The sequence below is a fragment of the Bacteroides bouchesdurhonensis genome, from assembly GCF_900155865.1.
GTDB classification, from domain to species: Bacteria; Bacteroidota; Bacteroidia; order Bacteroidales; family Bacteroidaceae; genus Bacteroides; species Bacteroides bouchesdurhonensis.
Genome location: NZ_LT707006.1, coordinates 2778504 through 2795071, shown reverse-complemented (window position 1 = coordinate 2795071; position 16568 = coordinate 2778504). Strand labels below are relative to the sequence as shown.

Annotated in this window: 12 protein-coding genes and 1 tRNA gene; 2 read left to right on the top strand and 11 right to left on the bottom strand. The window is 40.0% G+C overall.

Annotated elements, in window-relative coordinates; genetic code table 11:
* Nucleotides 1-74 precede the first annotated feature (74 nt).
* Complete coding sequence (locus tag CZ225_RS11695) at nucleotides 75-809, bottom strand: tetratricopeptide repeat protein (protein ID WP_077154179.1); 735 nt, start codon at nucleotides 807-809, stop codon at nucleotides 75-77.
* A 323-nt stretch (nucleotides 810-1132) separates the two neighbouring features.
* Here CZ225_RS11695 and CZ225_RS11690 point away from each other — a divergent pair, with 323 nt between their 5' ends.
* Nucleotides 1133-2794, top strand: coding sequence for an IS1182 family transposase (locus CZ225_RS11690; protein ID WP_077152662.1), 1662 nt, complete (start codon nucleotides 1133-1135; stop codon nucleotides 2792-2794).
* A gap of 41 nt (nucleotides 2795-2835) precedes the next feature.
* Here CZ225_RS11690 and CZ225_RS11685 read toward each other — a convergent pair whose 3' ends face one another.
* The 6 genes from CZ225_RS11685 to CZ225_RS11660 all read right to left on the bottom strand — a co-directional run bounded on the left by CZ225_RS11685 (nucleotide 2836) and on the right by CZ225_RS11660 (nucleotide 10911).
* Nucleotides 2836-3804, bottom strand: coding sequence for an ISAon1 family transposase (locus tag CZ225_RS11685; protein ID WP_449374844.1), 969 nt, complete (start codon nucleotides 3802-3804; stop codon nucleotides 2836-2838).
* Between the two features lie 10 nt (nucleotides 3805-3814).
* Nucleotides 3815-4156, bottom strand: a complete 342-nt coding sequence (locus CZ225_RS11680; RefSeq protein WP_077153136.1) for an ISAon1 family transposase N-terminal region protein — start codon at nucleotides 4154-4156, stop codon at nucleotides 3815-3817.
* A 137-nt stretch (nucleotides 4157-4293) separates the two neighbouring features.
* Nucleotides 4294-4367, bottom strand: a tRNA-Arg gene (locus CZ225_RS11675).
* A gap of 101 nt (nucleotides 4368-4468) precedes the next feature.
* Nucleotides 4469-5923 carry an AbgT family transporter gene (locus CZ225_RS11670; RefSeq protein WP_077154178.1) on the bottom strand — a complete coding sequence of 485 codons (1455 nt, stop codon included), beginning with the start codon at nucleotides 5921-5923 and terminating at the stop codon, nucleotides 4469-4471.
* Nucleotides 5913-6641, bottom strand: a complete 729-nt coding sequence (locus CZ225_RS11665; protein ID WP_025073618.1) for a DUF5932 domain-containing protein — start codon at nucleotides 6639-6641, stop codon at nucleotides 5913-5915. The genes CZ225_RS11670 and CZ225_RS11665 overlap by 11 nt, the downstream gene beginning before the upstream one ends.
* Before the next feature lie 34 nt (nucleotides 6642-6675).
* Nucleotides 6676-10911, bottom strand: a complete 4236-nt coding sequence (locus CZ225_RS11660; RefSeq protein WP_077155799.1) for a DUF5113 domain-containing protein — start codon at nucleotides 10909-10911, stop codon at nucleotides 6676-6678.
* A gap of 325 nt (nucleotides 10912-11236) precedes the next feature.
* Between CZ225_RS11660 and CZ225_RS11655 the strand changes: the two genes are divergently transcribed.
* A complete protein-coding gene (locus CZ225_RS11655; protein ID WP_077154177.1) occupies nucleotides 11237-12175 on the top strand; it encodes a ribose-phosphate pyrophosphokinase in 939 nt (312 codons plus the stop codon).
* 689 nt (nucleotides 12176-12864) lie between these two features.
* Here CZ225_RS11655 and CZ225_RS11645 read toward each other — a convergent pair.
* The 4 genes from CZ225_RS11645 to CZ225_RS11630 form a co-directional block, all read right to left on the bottom strand.
* Nucleotides 12865-14043, bottom strand: a complete 1179-nt coding sequence (locus CZ225_RS11645; RefSeq protein ID WP_077154176.1) for an MORN repeat-containing protein — start codon at nucleotides 14041-14043, stop codon at nucleotides 12865-12867.
* Between the two features lie 80 nt (nucleotides 14044-14123).
* Nucleotides 14124-15407 carry a M16 family metallopeptidase gene (locus tag CZ225_RS11640; protein ID WP_077154175.1) on the bottom strand — a complete coding sequence of 428 codons (1284 nt, stop codon included), beginning with the start codon at nucleotides 15405-15407 and terminating at the stop codon, nucleotides 14124-14126.
* Between the two features lie 2 nt (nucleotides 15408-15409).
* Nucleotides 15410-16162, bottom strand: a complete 753-nt coding sequence (gene kdsB, locus CZ225_RS11635) for a 3-deoxy-manno-octulosonate cytidylyltransferase (protein ID WP_077154174.1) — start codon at nucleotides 16160-16162, stop codon at nucleotides 15410-15412.
* On the bottom strand, nucleotides 16163-16567 hold the full coding sequence (locus CZ225_RS11630) for a 2-amino-4-hydroxy-6-hydroxymethyldihydropteridine diphosphokinase (RefSeq protein WP_077154173.1): 405 nt from the start codon (nucleotides 16565-16567) through the stop codon (nucleotides 16163-16165).
* Between the last annotated feature and the right edge of the window lies 1 nt (nucleotide 16568).

Below are 16568 nucleotides of genomic sequence, written 5' to 3'. Positions count from 1 at the left end.
AGAAAAACTAGGTACAAAAAAGGGTTGCTAAACTTGATTGTTAGCAACCCTCTACTCATTCTACAATTAAAAAATTATTTCATTGCATCTTGTACCTGAGTGAGCATCGTTTTAATTTCGGCTCTCTCCGGAGAAACTTTTTGTGCTTCTCCCAAATAATCTACAGCTTCCTTAAAACGAGCATCAGCTTTTGCTTTTTCTGCAGCATACTTGTCTGCGTCTGATGTTGCCAACGGAGTAGCAACTTTCAATATATTGGCTCCATCATTATAACATAATACTCCTAAACTATACAATGCGTCAGTTTTGTATTTCTTATTATTCAGGGGAATTACTTTTTTAAATGCTTCTTCGGCAGCTTCCTTCTTACCAGCTTTCTGAGCCGCAATTCCAGCTTTCAAGAAATGTAAACCATAATTCTTAACCATTGATTTATTATCCGGATCAACTTTCAATCCCTCTTCAAGAGTAGCCACAAACTCATCCGTTTTTTTCAGCTCGCTTAGAGCTAAAGCCTTACGAGCATAAGCATTTCCTACATTATATTTCTTCTGAATAGCTATATCAAAAAAGGTTACAGCTTCAGCATATTTCTTAGCTTCATCAGCAGCCATACCACAATAGTAAGCAATTACAGAATCCTGATTATTAATTTGTTTTAGGTATTCGCTAAATTTTGCATAAGCTACAGGATAGTTCTTAGCATTGAACGCTTCACTACCTTCTTTTTTTAATTGGTTAGGGTCGGTTTGGGCAAAAATGTTAGTTGCTGCAATGCAGATTGCAAATAAAAAAATCAATTTCTTCATAACTTTATGTGTTTTTTAGTTGTTAATCGTTCAAAAGTATAAGTTATAATAGAAAGATACAACTCTTTTTTACCTTTTTTGAGCTTTTTGAAAGCTCTATAACGTTCGTTATTCTTTGTAAAAGGAATTATAAGCAAGAGAATACTTCAGACTGACCCCTATATATCAACTAAATAGCACACAACAATCCGATATACAATAAAAAAGAGGTTGTGTCAAAACGCTGGCCCAACCTTTTTTTATGCACAAAGCCCAGACTTTCCCAAGCCCGGGCTTTGTTATTACCCAAAGTTTTTGTATCTTTAGGCATAAAGTTTTTCGTTATGGCAAAGTTACATTTTCGTCCTTACATTCCCAACCAAACAGTTCTTTTTCCCCAAAGAATTGATGAAAACATAGCAGCGAACGATCCGGTTCGCATAGTTAATACTGTTGTTGATAATCTCAATCTTGACAATTTCAAGAAGCTTTATAAAGCAACCGGTCGTTGTCCTTATCATCCTAAAATGATGCTCAAGGTGATTATTTACGCCTACATGAACAATATCTATTCGTGCCGCAAAATAGAGAAGCTTCTCCTACGTGACATTCATTATATCTGGCTTTCCGGTAATGAACATCCGGATTTTATTACCATCAACCGTTTCCGTAACCGTGTCAAGGAGGAAATCAACAACGTCTTCACGCAGTTGGTCCTTGTCCTTGCCGACAAAGGTTTCATCAGCCTTGACGTAGAGTATATCGACGGTACCAAGATTGAGTCCAGGGCCAACAAATATACTTTTGTCTGGCGCAAGACAGTCGAAAAGAACCGTACAAAGCTGATGGATAAGATCCGCATTCTCCTGGAGCAGGTGGATGAAGCCATAGCCCAAGAGAACTCCGTCAAAGACACCCCCGTAGAGTTCACTCCCGCCATGCTCTCAGATATAGTGGATGAACTTAAAGAGGTACTGGAACACCAACCTGTAACAAAGGACAAGGAACAAAAGAAAGTCATCCGGGAAAAGAAGAAACAGGTCCGGGAACTTGAGGAGTACCGTGACAAGTTGATGGAATACGACAACCATCTTGATACTCTTGGAGAACGCAACTCCTATTCCAAGACCGATCCTGATGCCACCTTCATGCGCATGAAAGAAGACGCCATGAGAAACGGGCAGACAAAGCCCGGATATAATCTGCAAATAGGTACCGAGAACCAATTCCTCATAGACTTCCGACTGTTTCCAAACCCAACCGATACACTGACCCTCATACCTTTCTTCCACTCCTTTGAGCAACGCTATAACCGCTTACCAACTGTCGGTGTGGCAGACTCCGGTTACGGCTCGGAAGAAAATTACCGGTTCATGCAAGATAATGGGATAGAAGCCTTTGTCAAGTACAACTACTTCCATAAAGAACGGCGTCCCCGTTATACCCCCAATCCATTCCATACGGAGAGTCTCCATTACAATGCGGAAGAGGATTATTACGTTTGTCCTATGGGGCAGCACATGAACCGTATAGGAACCAGATGTGACAAGACTGCGAGCGGATACATCACCGAAAGTGCCCGGTATAAAGCACAAAGATGTGAAGGGTGCCCTTTGCGTGGCAGTTGCTTTAAAGCCCGGGGGAACCGTATTATAGAAGTAAACCACCGGTTAAACCAATACAAACGGCAGGCACGGGAAAGGTTGCTCTCGGAAGAAGGCATCAGGCATAGGGGAAGGCGATGTATAGAACCGGAAGCAGTTTTTGGACAAATGAAACACAACATGGCATACAGAAGGTTCCGGCATGTGGGACAAGACAAGGTTACAATGGACTTTGCCTTCTTTGCTATAGCATTTAATATCAAAAAAATGTGTGCAAAACTGCTAAAAGCGAGAAAGGGAAAGAATGTACACGCTATATTTATCGCTCTCAGACCATGTGTGGCTCAAAATGCGGGGAATGTAACGACTTATCGTTTAATGAGGCAAAAAATAGCCGCATAGACAAAAAAGGGATCAACGTAAAAACCTGAGGGATTTTCATTTTATGCATATAACCTAGTTAGTCTGTATAAAAAGAAAGCCTTATCCCTAACTCCTCTAAACTGTGCTCTGAATGCTTTGATCTTAGCATTGAACGACTCTGCTGCAGCATTGGTTGCTCTCCTTTCAAAGAAGTTGATAATATTCAGATAGTGTGTTTGTATAGAACGTGCCACCCTTCCAAATGTGAGGAAACCTGACTTATCCACTTCATCATACCACCTTGCAAGCCTTGTCAAAGCAATATCCTTAAACTTACACTGATGATAGATTAAACCTAACCGCATAGCCAGATAATATCCTTTCTTTATATCGGGATATTCCTTGAAGAGAATTTCAGCTCGTATTCTTTGAGACTGGGTCCATAATGACTCCTTCTTGTAAAGCAGATAAATACTTCTTGCCAGCAATTGCTTCCTTGTATCTCCATTAGCGAAAACAGGGGCATGATACATCTTTCCGCAGGCCTTTGCATAAGCAATCTGAGTGGATTCTTCATCCAAAGCCTCCCAGCGAGCTTTCACACGCATCTCCTGAACGGCTTCATAAGCTAATTTCTGTACATGAAAACGATCGGTAACACGCTTGGCCGCAGGAAAGCAAGTCCGGGCAATCTGTTCCATATTAGGAGCCATATCCAAGGTTATCTCACGCACCTGGTAACGGCGACGACGGGATAACTTAAGCAAAACAGAGGTGACTGTACAGACATCCGTACCCTTAATGATAGCGATAATACTACCTTTACCACCGTGAGCTTCTTTATTGATCAGTACAGTATAGAGTTCTCCACGCGAGAGAGCCACCTCGTCAATGCAGATATAAGCACCGATATTCTTTTCGAACAACAACCAATCCTCTGCATGGACTAGTTGATCCCAATTAAGGTAATCGCTTAGATGGTTACGGTATTGACGCTCCAATAATTCTCCGTCAACTCCATATAAAATCCCTAATAGCTTGCAACTGATCGGATAGTTATCAATATAGTTCTTTTAAAAAAGACGCAAAATCTTGCGTCAAACGAGTGCCTTCGGCTACCATACGCCAGTTACGGCAGATATACTCATTACTCTTTTTTAATATCCAGCGACGGCGACGAATGTTAAGGAAGACCTTCTTGCCACGAAGGGGGAAGTCTTGAACGACAACAGGATCATAGAAACCTTTGCTTTCTGTATCCTGATCGGAATACTTCTGGGGAACAATATTCTTCTCTTCAAGGTAAATAACAACTTCATTCACGCTTTCCTTCACATCAACAAGGTCAAAGTAATCCAAAGTGCCTTCAGGAAGAAGAAGGCGATAACCGTTTAATTCCATAATCAATTAATTTGGAGGCAAAGATAACAATTTAGAATTTTAACCCCTCAGATTTTTACGTTGATCCCAAAAAAGGAAAATGAATGTTTTAGATCAAAAAAAGGAGATGTGCCTGAGTTTTGACACACCTCCTTGTGTGATTCCGAAGCGATTCGAACGCTTGACCCACGCCTTAGAAGGGCGTTGCTCTATCCAGCTGAGCTACGGAACCATCCTTATTTGCGGTTGCAAAGGTAGTGTTTTTTATGTAATCACAAAAATTTTCTATTACTTTTTTATCTACTTTTTTCTTTATCTCTATGTACCAATTACTTATAAACCCATTGGCAACTTCAGTAAATACCAAATAACAAACAAAGCAGTCCATGCAGCCAAAATGCACAACGAATACCTCCACGTGTATTTCAACAAAGAACCATAAGTGATCTGTTTGTCATACTGACGCATATAAGTTAAAACTAAAGGCATATAAAATAAGAACGGCGTGATAGCATTCGTTGAGCTATCTCCAATACGGAAAGCACACTGGGTCACATCAGGCGTAATCCCCATTTGAGCAAACATAGGAATAAAGATGAAAGACATAAATGCCCATTTGGAAGTAGCAGACACCATGATCAGATTAATCAATGCTGTGAATAAGATAAACAGAACAAGTGTCAATAATGGAGACGGCTCATAGGAAGATAATAATTCTGCTCCCATGATAGCGAAACATTTGTCCAAATGAGAATACTCAAAACAAGCAAACATTTGTGCAGCAAAAAAAGCAATCACAAAATAGACACCTAATAATTTTATTGGTCGGGTGAGTCCGTCAATCACATCATTATCGCTACGATAACGCCCGGAACCAAATCCATAGGCCATTCCCGTAAAACCAGCTCCCAAAGAAAGCAAAAACAAAATACCTGCAATAAAAGGTGAATGCATCAGTCCACCATTAACTCCACGCAGTATACCGTAAGAAGAAAAAGTTAGCCATAAAATAAGCGTCGTATAAATCCCTGCCACAATAATTGCAAGTGTCAATGCCCGCCGCTCTTTGCGAGATAAAGGTCGGTAAGCTTCCATTCTCACACTACCTTCATATTTCCCCAAAACAGGAATAAGAAACTTTTGAGTAACCCAATATACGATAGCTGCAATCACTACAGTAGAAGCACTCATAAAAAAGTAATTGCACAATGGTTCTGTATTTCCTTGATACCCAGTTTGCACTAATGCTGCCTCTTGGGTGGTATGAGCCAGCAATGGGTCCATCGTACTTAACACGACATTCGCACTATACCCACAGGCAACGGACACATAAGCCGTCACAATTCCGGCGATCGGATGAAGATCCACCCATTGAAAAAGCATGGCGGCAATAGGAAGCAATATGATATATCCCCCGTCTCCGATCACGTTTGACAATAGCCCCAAAATGATCACCCATATAATAATCTTCCTTTTTCCCTGACGTTTTCCTACCCCAATACGAATACACGCATCTATGAATCCGGAATGTATAGCCACTCCTAGACCGAACATGGCAATAATTACCATACCCAAAGGAGCAAAACCGGTAAAGTTACCAATAGCATTCCGCAACCACCACCGGATTCCTTCCGGGCTTAGCAGACTTTGCACACGAATATCTTCTCCTGATTGCGGTAACGTCACCTTTAGTCCATAGATATCACATATCCATGAAAGGAAAACGACCGCCAACGTCAGCAGAAAGAACATTGTAGCGGGATGAGGTACCCGCCATTTACTCTTCATCAGCTTCCAGATTATCGAGGTCGATAATACGTAATTCTAAAGCACGGACTACTAAACGTGTAGCGTTCACTCCTATCCGTTCCCCGTTCGGAAAAAGACGACCGATAAGATCATTCTGTCGTTTCTCCAATGATTTCACTCCAAAAGGCATTCCTTTCAGATTAGCAATCATATCTTTGGTAAATCCCAATGCCAGGTGGCGAAGAAAACGCTCGTCATATTCATCAATATCATAGCTAATCACAGCTTCTTGCCGTTTGGCATCATTTGCAACCGACTTCTTGAAACGGTCCACAATCTTTTCCAGAATAGGATAATTAAACACAAGCTTTTTACCATCCATGACAGCTTGTACATCCGTTTTAGTCAGCAGTTCACCGGTTTTAAGGATAATGCCGTCCGCACCTGCATTCAGTACATCTACCCAGAGTTTCTCATTCAGTATTTCTCCGGTAAAGATTAATACACGAACCCCTTTGTAACGCTTAAATATATTACGGCAAATATCAACTCCAATCGTAGTTGAACCACCTAACCCTAAATCTAACAATACCAAATCGGGGATCTGTGTCTCCATCAACGACCAGAATTCCCCTTCGGTCATAGCCGTACCAATAACTTCTGCATTAGGAATTTCATGACGGAAGATTTCCTCCGTCCCCTTCAACTCCAATTTTACATCCTCAACAATAATAACCTTAAATTTTTGCTCTTCCATTTTTCTTTATCAAATAACTTATATGTGTTCTTTATTATCTACGCGGAATAGTGAAATAAACTGTAAATCCACTACCTTCAGCAGGTTCTGCATTGATGCGGCATCCTCTGCGACCGGCAAATTCATCATGATCTCGAATAATCTGTTTACACACCAAATACTCAGTACCCTTTAATTCCCCTTTTTCTCCGGAAGTCATGCGGGCCAGATTTGGGTAAAATAATTGATTCAATTCTTCTATACTTTTTTCACGTCGTGTATCCGTAAAAAGAAAACGGATATATTCATCCTCCTTACAGGCTTGTATACGGATAATTCCTTCTTCATGAACTGTCAAAGCTTCATCGATCAGATTCTCAAACAAGAAACGTAGCTGATTTACATCACCTATAACCTTCGCATCTATCGGCTCTATCACTAATTCCAGCTTCTCAATCAGATTTTTATTCACTTTTCGGAAATATTTTGTAGCAGCATCAAAAAGCTCTTGCACTGGGATAGTAGTTCGCCGGAAAGTAACCTCTTCCAACTGTCGGGAAGCACAAGAACTCAAAATAGTGAATATTCCTTTATAATATTCAATCAACTCCGTAATTGTCTCTATTGCCTCCCGTTCTTCTTTTTCCGAGAGTTGCTGTGTATTTAACCGCCCGATGATCTGTTTTATCTTATTAGGATAATAGATTGTCTCGTGCTTGATAGTAGAAAGACAGTTGTCAAGCACCATATTCTGCACATGGAGCATACTATCCTCCCATGAGGCACGACGTGTTTCTTCATGCGCTGATTCAATATCCCGATATTTCGTAGCCAATTTAACCACCGCATTAAATACGACAATAGCTACATAACGGGCTACCAGTTCGAATAGTAAACGATCCGTTTCTTGTTCCGTCCCTTCCCTACGTTCCAAATAGAATACTCCCACATATTGGTGTTCACCCCCCACCTCAATCATCAATGGAATCGCTTGGGAATGTTGTACAGAAAGGTATTTACAAGTATCGAAACACTGTTGGACTATCTCCGGCATTTCCTGACCATTGCTTGAAGCATATTCCAACCGATGTGTTGTTTCATTATATACAGCAATCCCCATTCGCTCAATTGTCAGCAACTCATTTACTGCACCAAACGCTTCTTTTACGATGCGTTGCGGAATTTCTTTCAAAGTATCTTCTTCTCGTTGAAGAGCTTCGGCATTCTCCTGTGGTCTAAGTAAAGAAGCGGCAAATACTTTCTGATTAATCTCAAGCACCTGCTCCAGGTTCAACCGATTTTGCACCCGCTTCCGCATATACAATAAATAATAACCAATCAAAGAAGCCACCAATAAGATTACACACAGAATGATACCCACCGTTTTGTTTGTATTCGAACGTTCCAACTGACGGCAATACCCTTCCAGTGATTGGTCCTCTCCTTGTAATTTATATAAATCAGTATATGCAGAGTTATTATAGTTGTATCCATCCAGCTGATTCAATGCCAGAAAAGCAACTGCCGCTTCATTCCTTATATCCAGAATAACATGATAGTCCGAATCAAAATAATCATTCCACCACTGAATCTCAGCAGGGGTTCCCTCACCAATCAGTTTCATATATCGTTTCGAATGCAATGAATCTGCGTACTCCCAATAATGTTCATTCAGCAATACAATCGCTGAATCAATATAATGTAATGCATCCGCATACCGCCCATCTTTATTTGCTTCATAAGCAATATCCGCATAAACAGAAGCTTCATCTAACAATACATTATAAGCAGAATCAGTCACTATCACAATCGAATCATTTCCTTGTAATAGTGGAGGAATCGGATCATACATACAAGATCCTATCCAAGTAGGTAGCAACAAGCAAAGTAGTACGCCAATTACTTTACGAACTCCCGTAGGAAGACGGAAATAAAAGCGGCTTCCTTTTCCAGGCTCACTCGTCACATTAAATAAACAAACATGAAACAGTTCATTTGTTTTCTTATATTTCTCTATGATTCCCTTACAATTCATTAATCCGAATCCGCTTCCTTTATTCTCTTTCAGTTCTTCCGGATCGGTAGCTTCCTTCATACCGATAGCACGTGAATCATATACCTTTTCACCAATGATATGAGATATATCCTCAGCAGAGATTCCACGACCGTTATCTTCGACAGAAATCTCAACATAGTTTTCTGTAGTAGTGGCATATACTTTAATAGTCCCGCCTTCAGAAGTATATTTACGAGCATTTTCAGCCAATGTATTGATCATAAACAAGGTCAATGCACGATCGGCCTTTACCATAGCCTTAGTAGGTTCTATTTCAAATTTCTGCTTTTTCATTTCAAAAGCTCTCCTGCCCTTACCCAACAGATCAAACAGTTCATTCAGGCTGAACGTTTCAATATTCAAGCTAAGTGTACCCTGCTTCATCTTAATCCAAAGAGCAAGAATATCGTTATATTCATTGATCGTTGTAACTAACTCATCGATATACTGATACTTCTCTTTCTTTATCTCTTCATTGTCAATATACCCTCTTTCCGTCAATTTATGTACCTCATTTAATATACGGTCAATAAACGGATTGATACCCTCCACAATTGCCAAACACGCTTTTTTTATAAGATTTTGCCGTTTGTTGCTGGCAATATGTTGCTCGTAAACATATCGCTGTTTCTCTAGCTGCATTCGCTCTTCACTTAGTGCTTCCAGCATTTGTTCATTATCAGCCGCCCATTCTATATAAGGCTCTAGCAAATGTACCAAAGCCTTCTCATCATGATGTAGCCGATGTAAAGGTACAAGTGAAGCTTTTTTCTCTTCATGAACTTCCAAGGTTAAACGTCCCTTCCCGAATAATTGATCGATTCCCTCTTGAATTAACGGAACATTCATTGGAATAGATGAAGTGATATCACGACAGAGAGACAGAATATGTTGCAAACGCGCTACATCAACTTGATTTCTCACTTTGGATCGTTTATTGAAGAACCAGCAAAGAATAATCACCAATATCAGTCCCGCAATAACCAAAAACAACACGATTGTCATTTGCTTGGAATCTGCTTCTAATGAAAGCCTTCGACTTTCAAGTTCTTTATCCTGACGGGTATATTTCAGAATATCCAAATATACATTCCGGTTATAATTTGATGCATACTTCACTCCCAGTCCGGCATATGAGACACTCAGTTGTTCCCTAATACGTGAAATCCATTCCGGAACGGTCTTTACATGCTCATGCCCAAACCATGGAACTCCAGTAAAAATAGTATCCCCTTCTGCATAAGGAAGCAGGTTATCTAATGAATCCACCTCATGGTGATAATAACGTATATGATGATGATTCACACAATCCAGTGCTTTCGTAAGCGTATCCAATGCTTCTGAATAACATCCATGCTCATTCAGGTATTTACCGATAGTTACATAAGCTCCGGCAATCTGATATAAATCTTTATAGTCGCGGAATTTCTCAAGTGCCACCTGAGCCATACGGAAAGGTAACAATGTATCTACCGGAAAGCCAAACTGTTCTAGCCCATGTATTCTTCTCGTGCGAAAGAACTCAAAATTAGTGGGAGAAGCCATCATGTTAGCCATTGCCTGTAAACTGTTACCTTCAAAATAAGGATGATTACTTTGAACAGCCAATTTCCACGTCGTATAAAGTTCTTCAAATTCATTCAATTTTCTTTCTTCCGGAGTATCCGCTTCGACAAGCGAGGCTGAACCTTTGATATAATGATAATAAAGTAATTGGTTCGTATCCTCTAATGCCTCCTCCGTAATGCTATCAAGAGAAGTCATCGCTTCTTGACGTTGCTGGAGATAATAGTAATAAATGGATGAGACGATAAAGAATTCCGTAAACGCATAATTCAGACGAAGTGTTTCGTGTCGGTCGGCAAAAAGATCACTTTCTTCCCGTATACGCTTCATACGCCGAAGGGCACTGTTACGGTAGTCATAAAACTCTTTATTCATAGACGTACGCTGGCATATCTTCATCAGTCCGATATCGGCAATCAGTAATTCCAATTCATTCTTGGTCAATTTATATACTTCCTTATGGTAAGCTTCGGCACGTTCGAAATCCATATTCATAAAAGCACAAAAACCAAGATTATTCGACGCTTCTGCTTTTCCTGATTTATATAAACTTATTTTCCGATAAGCCTGATCTGCATATTTATAGGAGGAGTCCAGATTTCTATAACGGTAAGCATAAGCTTTACCATTCAATGAATCGATCAGTCGCACTTCTTTGGTAGGAACCATATCGGTGCATGAGAAAAAGACGGAAAGCAATAACAGGAAACTCAACGGAAAGAAAATAACGGATAACGAAAAAGGCACCATTGAAAATGAATTACGACACCTTTCATTCCCCATCATTAGCTCTCTATTATTACTTAAAGAATCCTTTCCCATCATTCATTATCGGTTTTCCATTAACAATCATCCAACTATTGATACGCAAATCTACGAATATTTCCGATAAGTTGGAGGGAAAATTATTTTTTCTGTAGTAAGTCTTTCAAAATGATAAGAGAAATTCCTACCTTTGCAGGCAAATTAACAAATAGGTAACAACTATTACACAATGAGCGAAAAAGCACCCTTTATGGTATTCTCGGGAACGAACTCGAGATATCTCGCAGAGAAAATCTGCGCAAGCCTAAATTGTCCTCTAGGAAATATGAACATCACCCATTTTGCAGATGGTGAATTTGCAGTTTCTTACGAAGAATCGATTCGTGGTTCCAATGTATTCCTAGTCCAATCTACTTTCCCAAATTCAGACAATTTAATGGAACTTCTCCTGATGATTGATGCTGCCAAACGTGCGTCAGCAAAAACAGTTGTAGCTGTCATCCCTTATTTCGGATGGGCTCGTCAGGACAGAAAAGACAAACCACGTGTATCTATCGGTGCTAAACTGGTAGCTGATCTGCTTGCAGTAGCAGGTATCGACCGTTTGATCACTATGGATTTGCATGCAGATCAGATCCAAGGATTTTTTAATATTCCGGTTGACCATTTGTATGCTTCTGCCGTATTCCTCCCATATATTCAGTCTTTGAAATTAGACGAACTGGTGATTGCTACACCGGACGTAGGAGGTTCAAAGCGTGCCAGCACTTTCTCTAAATATCTAGGCGTACCTTTGGTACTTTGCAACAAATCACGTGAAAAAGCAAATGAAGTTGCTTCTATGCAAATCATTGGTGACGTAAAAGGTAAGAATGTCGTGTTGGTCGACGATATTGTAGATACCGCAGGAACAATCACCAAAGCTGCAAACATTATGATGGAAGCCGGAGCAGCGTCTGTACGCGCTATCGCCAGCCACTGCGTAATGTCTGACCCTGCTTCTTTCCGTGTACAGGAATCAGGCTTGACTGAAATGGTATTTACTGACAGTATTCCTTATACTAAGAAATGTGCAAAAGTTAAACAATTAAGTATTGCTGATATGTTTGCTGAAACGATCAGACGAGTTGTAAGCAATGAGTCTATCAGTTCACAGTACATTATCTAAGAAGCTAAAGACTTGATAAGACAAGAGGTTGTGTCAAACGCTGACACAACCTTTTCTATATTCAAGAATTTTGAAGTTAATTCTCATTTTTTTTCTTTATCCTATCTCCTCCAAACAAAAGACATCATTTCCTCTATCAACCTATCACCCGATCTATCACCTATTACCATTACTTCAATAGATATTTTCTATGAGCTATTAGCTATACTACTTGATTGCTAAAGTATGAACAGATAAATTCCTCTCTAGTAAGGACAAACTTCTTTTTCTTTAATAATAAACTTTTGATTATTAAAGAAAATCTATAAACGCAAGTTCCGTTCTTATAAACGCAAGTTCCATTTATAAAAACGAAACTTGCGTTTATAAAATCAAAACCTGCATTTATAGTTTATGCCAAATAGAAAATAACTTTTCCATTAAAGAAAAAGAAGTTAGGTCTTAATAGAAAGGAACTTATTTATTAATAGCCTATGGAAAAAGAAGTAATCAAATCAATTACAGGATAACTAATAAGAGGTTGTGACAGCGTTTTGACCTCTTTTGTTTATAGCAACTTTCTTTAGTACTTTATCCTCCTTCTTAAAACAGTATCACTCATTTATTAAAAAGTATAACAAAAAAAGAGAGTCTAATGAAGCACAATCTCCATTAGACTCTTTTATGGTAATCTTCTTATTATACAAATACTAATTCGCTAATCTTCCATTCTTGTAATTACCCTTCTTGATTAGCTTTCCATCCTTATCCGTTTCAACGAAAGGACCGTCTTTCTTTCCTTGTTTAAAGAAGCCATCAAAGCGATTTCCATCCTTATCAACTTGTACGCCCTGACCATCTTCCAGCCCATCTTTGAAATTACCTTTATATTGCATTCCGGAAATGGTATTGAGAGTACCCTGGCCATTTGGACGATTGTCTTTCCATTCACCTTCATAAACGTCTCCATTGCTCCACTTATACATACCATGGCCCTGACGTTTATTATCTTTCCACTCTCCTTCATAAACAGCACCGTTCGCCCAGGTAAATGTACCTTTACCATCCTGCATACCATCTTTGAAGTTTCCTACATATTTATCACCATTGGCGTGGTAGTAGACTCCCTCTCCCGTACGCTCTCCCAAAAGATAAGAACCTTCGTAACGATCGCCTGTATGAAAATGATAAGTACCTTTCCCATGCTGGATATCATCTTTCCAGTCACCTTCGTATTTATCTCCATTGATATATTCAAAAACTCCTTTTCCATGACGAACATCATCTTTCCAATCACCTTCGTACTTCGAGCTGTCATCCCAGACCATAGTACCTTTACCATTTTTCTTATCATTTTTCCACTGGCCGGTATATTGGGCACCATTTGCCCAGGTGTAAGTACCTTCACCTTCACGCTTATCATTTGCCCAATGCCCTACGTATAAGTCGCCGTTATGATAATACATGGTGCCTTCACCCTGCTGGTAGTCCTGATACCACATGCCGTCGTAGCGGTTGTTATTCATAAAGTAATAAATACCTTTTCCATGTTGCTGGTCTTGATACCACTGCCCTTCATATTTTTCTCCATCAGGAAAAGAATAAATGCCATAACCTTCGCGCTTACCTTTCACATATTCCCCCTCATAAACATCACCGTTCTTAAAAACCGTCTTTCCTTTACCATTTGGTTTACGGCTTTTCATTTCTCCGGTATATATGCTACCGTCTTTGAATGTATAGTTCCTGATTTTTAATTCCGATGAGAATGTGCCTTTCAGTTTCTCAAAAAATCCGCCTCCTTTGTTAGTGCTGATTGTGTCTTGAGCCATCACTCCCCCTTGGGCAATAAGAACAAGAAAAAGTGTAGTATATAGATATTTCCTCATTGATGTGCTATTATGCTTAAAATTACAATTTGGACAAAGATACAATTTCTCTGCCAAAAACTACCCTATCGGAAAGCAATTTATGACAACTTTTTACCTGCAATGACCTCTTTTAATGTCTCTTTGCACAAATAACGTTGTGCCAATTCCTGAATTTCCTGCGTCGTAACCTCATTGACAGCCTGCAAAGAACGGGAAAAATACTCATCATCCAGACCGGACGTAGCGATAAATATCCATGCATCCGACAATGAAAAAGGCGATTCATAATTACGGCACATCTCTCCCAGCATATAGTTACGTACCATTGTAAGCTCTTCCAAAGTAACAGGTTCTTGATGCAATCTGTCTATTTCATGATAAACTTCCTGTATCAACGGTTCCACATATTCGTTGGCAGTTTCCGTTGAGATACCCAACAGACTGCTATCCGGATACGACATGATTCCTGCCGAAATACCGTAAGTATATCCCTTCTCTTCACGAATATTAGACATTAGGCGACTGCCGAAATATCCTCCGAACAAAGTCATCAGAACTCGCAACTTCAAGTAATCAGGATGTGTACGGGTGATAGTAGTACAACCCATTTTCACAGCACTTTGCAAAGCATCTTCCCGCTCTGTAAAAACTCGTTTTTCAGGAATGGCAGTGAAAGAAAACTCAGGTCGAACAGCCCTCTGCTGATACATTCCGAAAGGATATCCGAATGCATCCGTTACCCGCCGGATAATCTCCGAGGTTACTTTGCCCGACAGGAAGATGGAACAATTGCCCGAATGATAATATTCTTGGTAGAAGCTACGCAACACTTCCGGTTTGATAGCACGATAATCTTCTTCCACAGCAATCTGTCCGCATGGATGCTGTTCTCCGTAGAGTGCTTGCATCAGGCTACGTTGCGCCAGAAAATCAACCTTCGAACTATTTACTAAATATTGCTGTATATTAGTATCTAAAATAGTGTTCAACTCTTTTTCAGGGAAGAGGGGTTCCTTAATCATGGATTCCACCACTTCCAACGTTTCAGCTACATACTTATTTAACGAATATATCGTAAGATAGGCATACTCCGACGAACTGGAGAGTTCCAGCCATGAACCATAATAATCCAGTTTTTCAGCAATCGTGGCAGTTGTATATTTACGTGTACCCTCACGCAACATCCGGTTAGTAAACAATGCCTGTAACTTCTGAGACTGATGCCAGCGTCCTCCGGCAAAAAGAATATCCATACGCACCACTTCCTGTTCTCCTGCATTGATCACAGCCAATGGAATACCATTCGGCAAAGTAGTCCGGACAGGAGGAAGTATGCTAAAGTCCTTCATGGCTTGTATTTCAGGTTGTATCGTACGATCCATGTTTATAATCTGTTTTTCAGAAATTCTTCTGCGCGTTCAAGATCTTGAGGAGTATCAATGCCAATAGTTTCTACTTCACTGATTCCCACCTTTATTTTGTACCCATTCTCTAACCAACGGAGTTGCTCCAACGATTCAGCCAGTTCCAAAGAGGATTGCGGTAAAGCGGTGATCTCTTTTAATACTTCTGTTCGGTAAGCATACAAACCGATATGTTTGTAATAAATATGGTTCTTCAACCAATCTGCTTGGTCGACATTACGCTGATAAGGGATGATAGAACGGCTGAAGTACAACGCATTCCAATTCTTATTGACCACTACTTTCGGAGAGTTCACATTCTCCAAAGCAGCAAATGCATCCTCTGCGGTAAACGGTTTCACCAATGTAGCAATCTGTGTAGTTGGATCTTCAAAGCAGGCTTTTACAGCGTCTAATTGCGAAGGCTGGATAAAAGGTTCGTCTCCTTGTATATTGACTACTACATCAAAGTCACCGCCAATCTTCATACAAGCTTCGTAACAACGGTCCGTACCACTCTTATGATCGACAGAGGTCATCACAACTTTTCCTCCAAAGGCTTTTACCACAGCTTCGATACGTTCGTCATCAGTAGCTACATAAGCATCATCCAGCACACCTGCTACTTGTTCATATACACGCTGTATCACTGTTTTGCCACCCAATATAGCCAACGGTTTTGCAGGAAAACGGGTGGATGCATAACGGGCAGGTATAATTCCCAGAAATTTCATCTATTTTATACGTAATGGAAAATGGAGACTAGGTAATGATTGTTGCACATATTCCCGTTCCCAATCTTCCGGTTTTAAAATTCGGTTATCATATAAAAGCAGGTCAATATCGAGACATACTTTTTCTTCTTCTTTATCTCCCGGTTGTCTTCCGGCAGAACGTTCTATCTCTTTCAGTATTTTTATTACCTCCTCCTCTCTTTCGTTGGAAAAGAATACAGCAACCTGATTGGAGAATAACGTCTGATTTTTAAAATACAATGGTTTGGTTTCCTGCTCTGGTGCAAAACAAATAGTAGAAAACAGCTCCGACAACTTCTGCCGTGCAAAAGCCAAGTTCTCCCTTTTGTGGTAATTGCTTCCTATGCAAATTATACACTGATGATGAGTGGGGTTATTATCCATT

Bases quoted from the DNA above. Each gene is read 5' to 3' on its own strand.
- CZ225_RS11695 (WP_077154179.1), bottom strand. From the start codon at position 809: ATGAAGAAATTGATTTTTTTATTTGCAATCTGCATTGCAGCAACTAAC.
- CZ225_RS11670 (WP_077154178.1), bottom strand. From the start codon at position 5,923: ATGAAGAGTAAATGGCGGGTACCTCATCCCGCTACAATGTTCTTTCTG.
- CZ225_RS11645 (WP_077154176.1), bottom strand. From the start codon at position 14,043: ATGAGGAAATATCTATATACTACACTTTTTCTTGTTCTTATTGCCCAA.
- CZ225_RS11690 (WP_077152662.1), top strand. From the start codon at position 1,133: ATGGCAAAGTTACATTTTCGTCCTTACATTCCCAACCAAACAGTTCTT.
- CZ225_RS11660 (WP_077155799.1), bottom strand. From the start codon at position 10,911: ATGGTTCCTACCAAAGAAGTGCGACTGATCGATTCATTGAATGGTAAA.
- CZ225_RS11630 (WP_077154173.1), bottom strand. From the start codon at position 16,567: ATGGATAATAACCCCACTCATCATCAGTGTATAATTTGCATAGGAAGC.
- CZ225_RS11665 (WP_025073618.1), bottom strand. From the start codon at position 6,641: ATGGAAGAGCAAAAATTTAAGGTTATTATTGTTGAGGATGTAAAATTG.
- CZ225_RS11640 (WP_077154175.1), bottom strand. From the start codon at position 15,407: ATGGATCGTACGATACAACCTGAAATACAAGCCATGAAGGACTTTAGC.
- CZ225_RS11680 (WP_077153136.1), bottom strand. From the start codon at position 4,156: ATGGAATTAAACGGTTATCGCCTTCTTCTTCCTGAAGGCACTTTGGAT.
- kdsB (WP_077154174.1), bottom strand. From the start codon at position 16,162: ATGAAATTTCTGGGAATTATACCTGCCCGTTATGCATCCACCCGTTTT.
- CZ225_RS11655 (WP_077154177.1), top strand. From the start codon at position 11,237: ATGAGCGAAAAAGCACCCTTTATGGTATTCTCGGGAACGAACTCGAGA.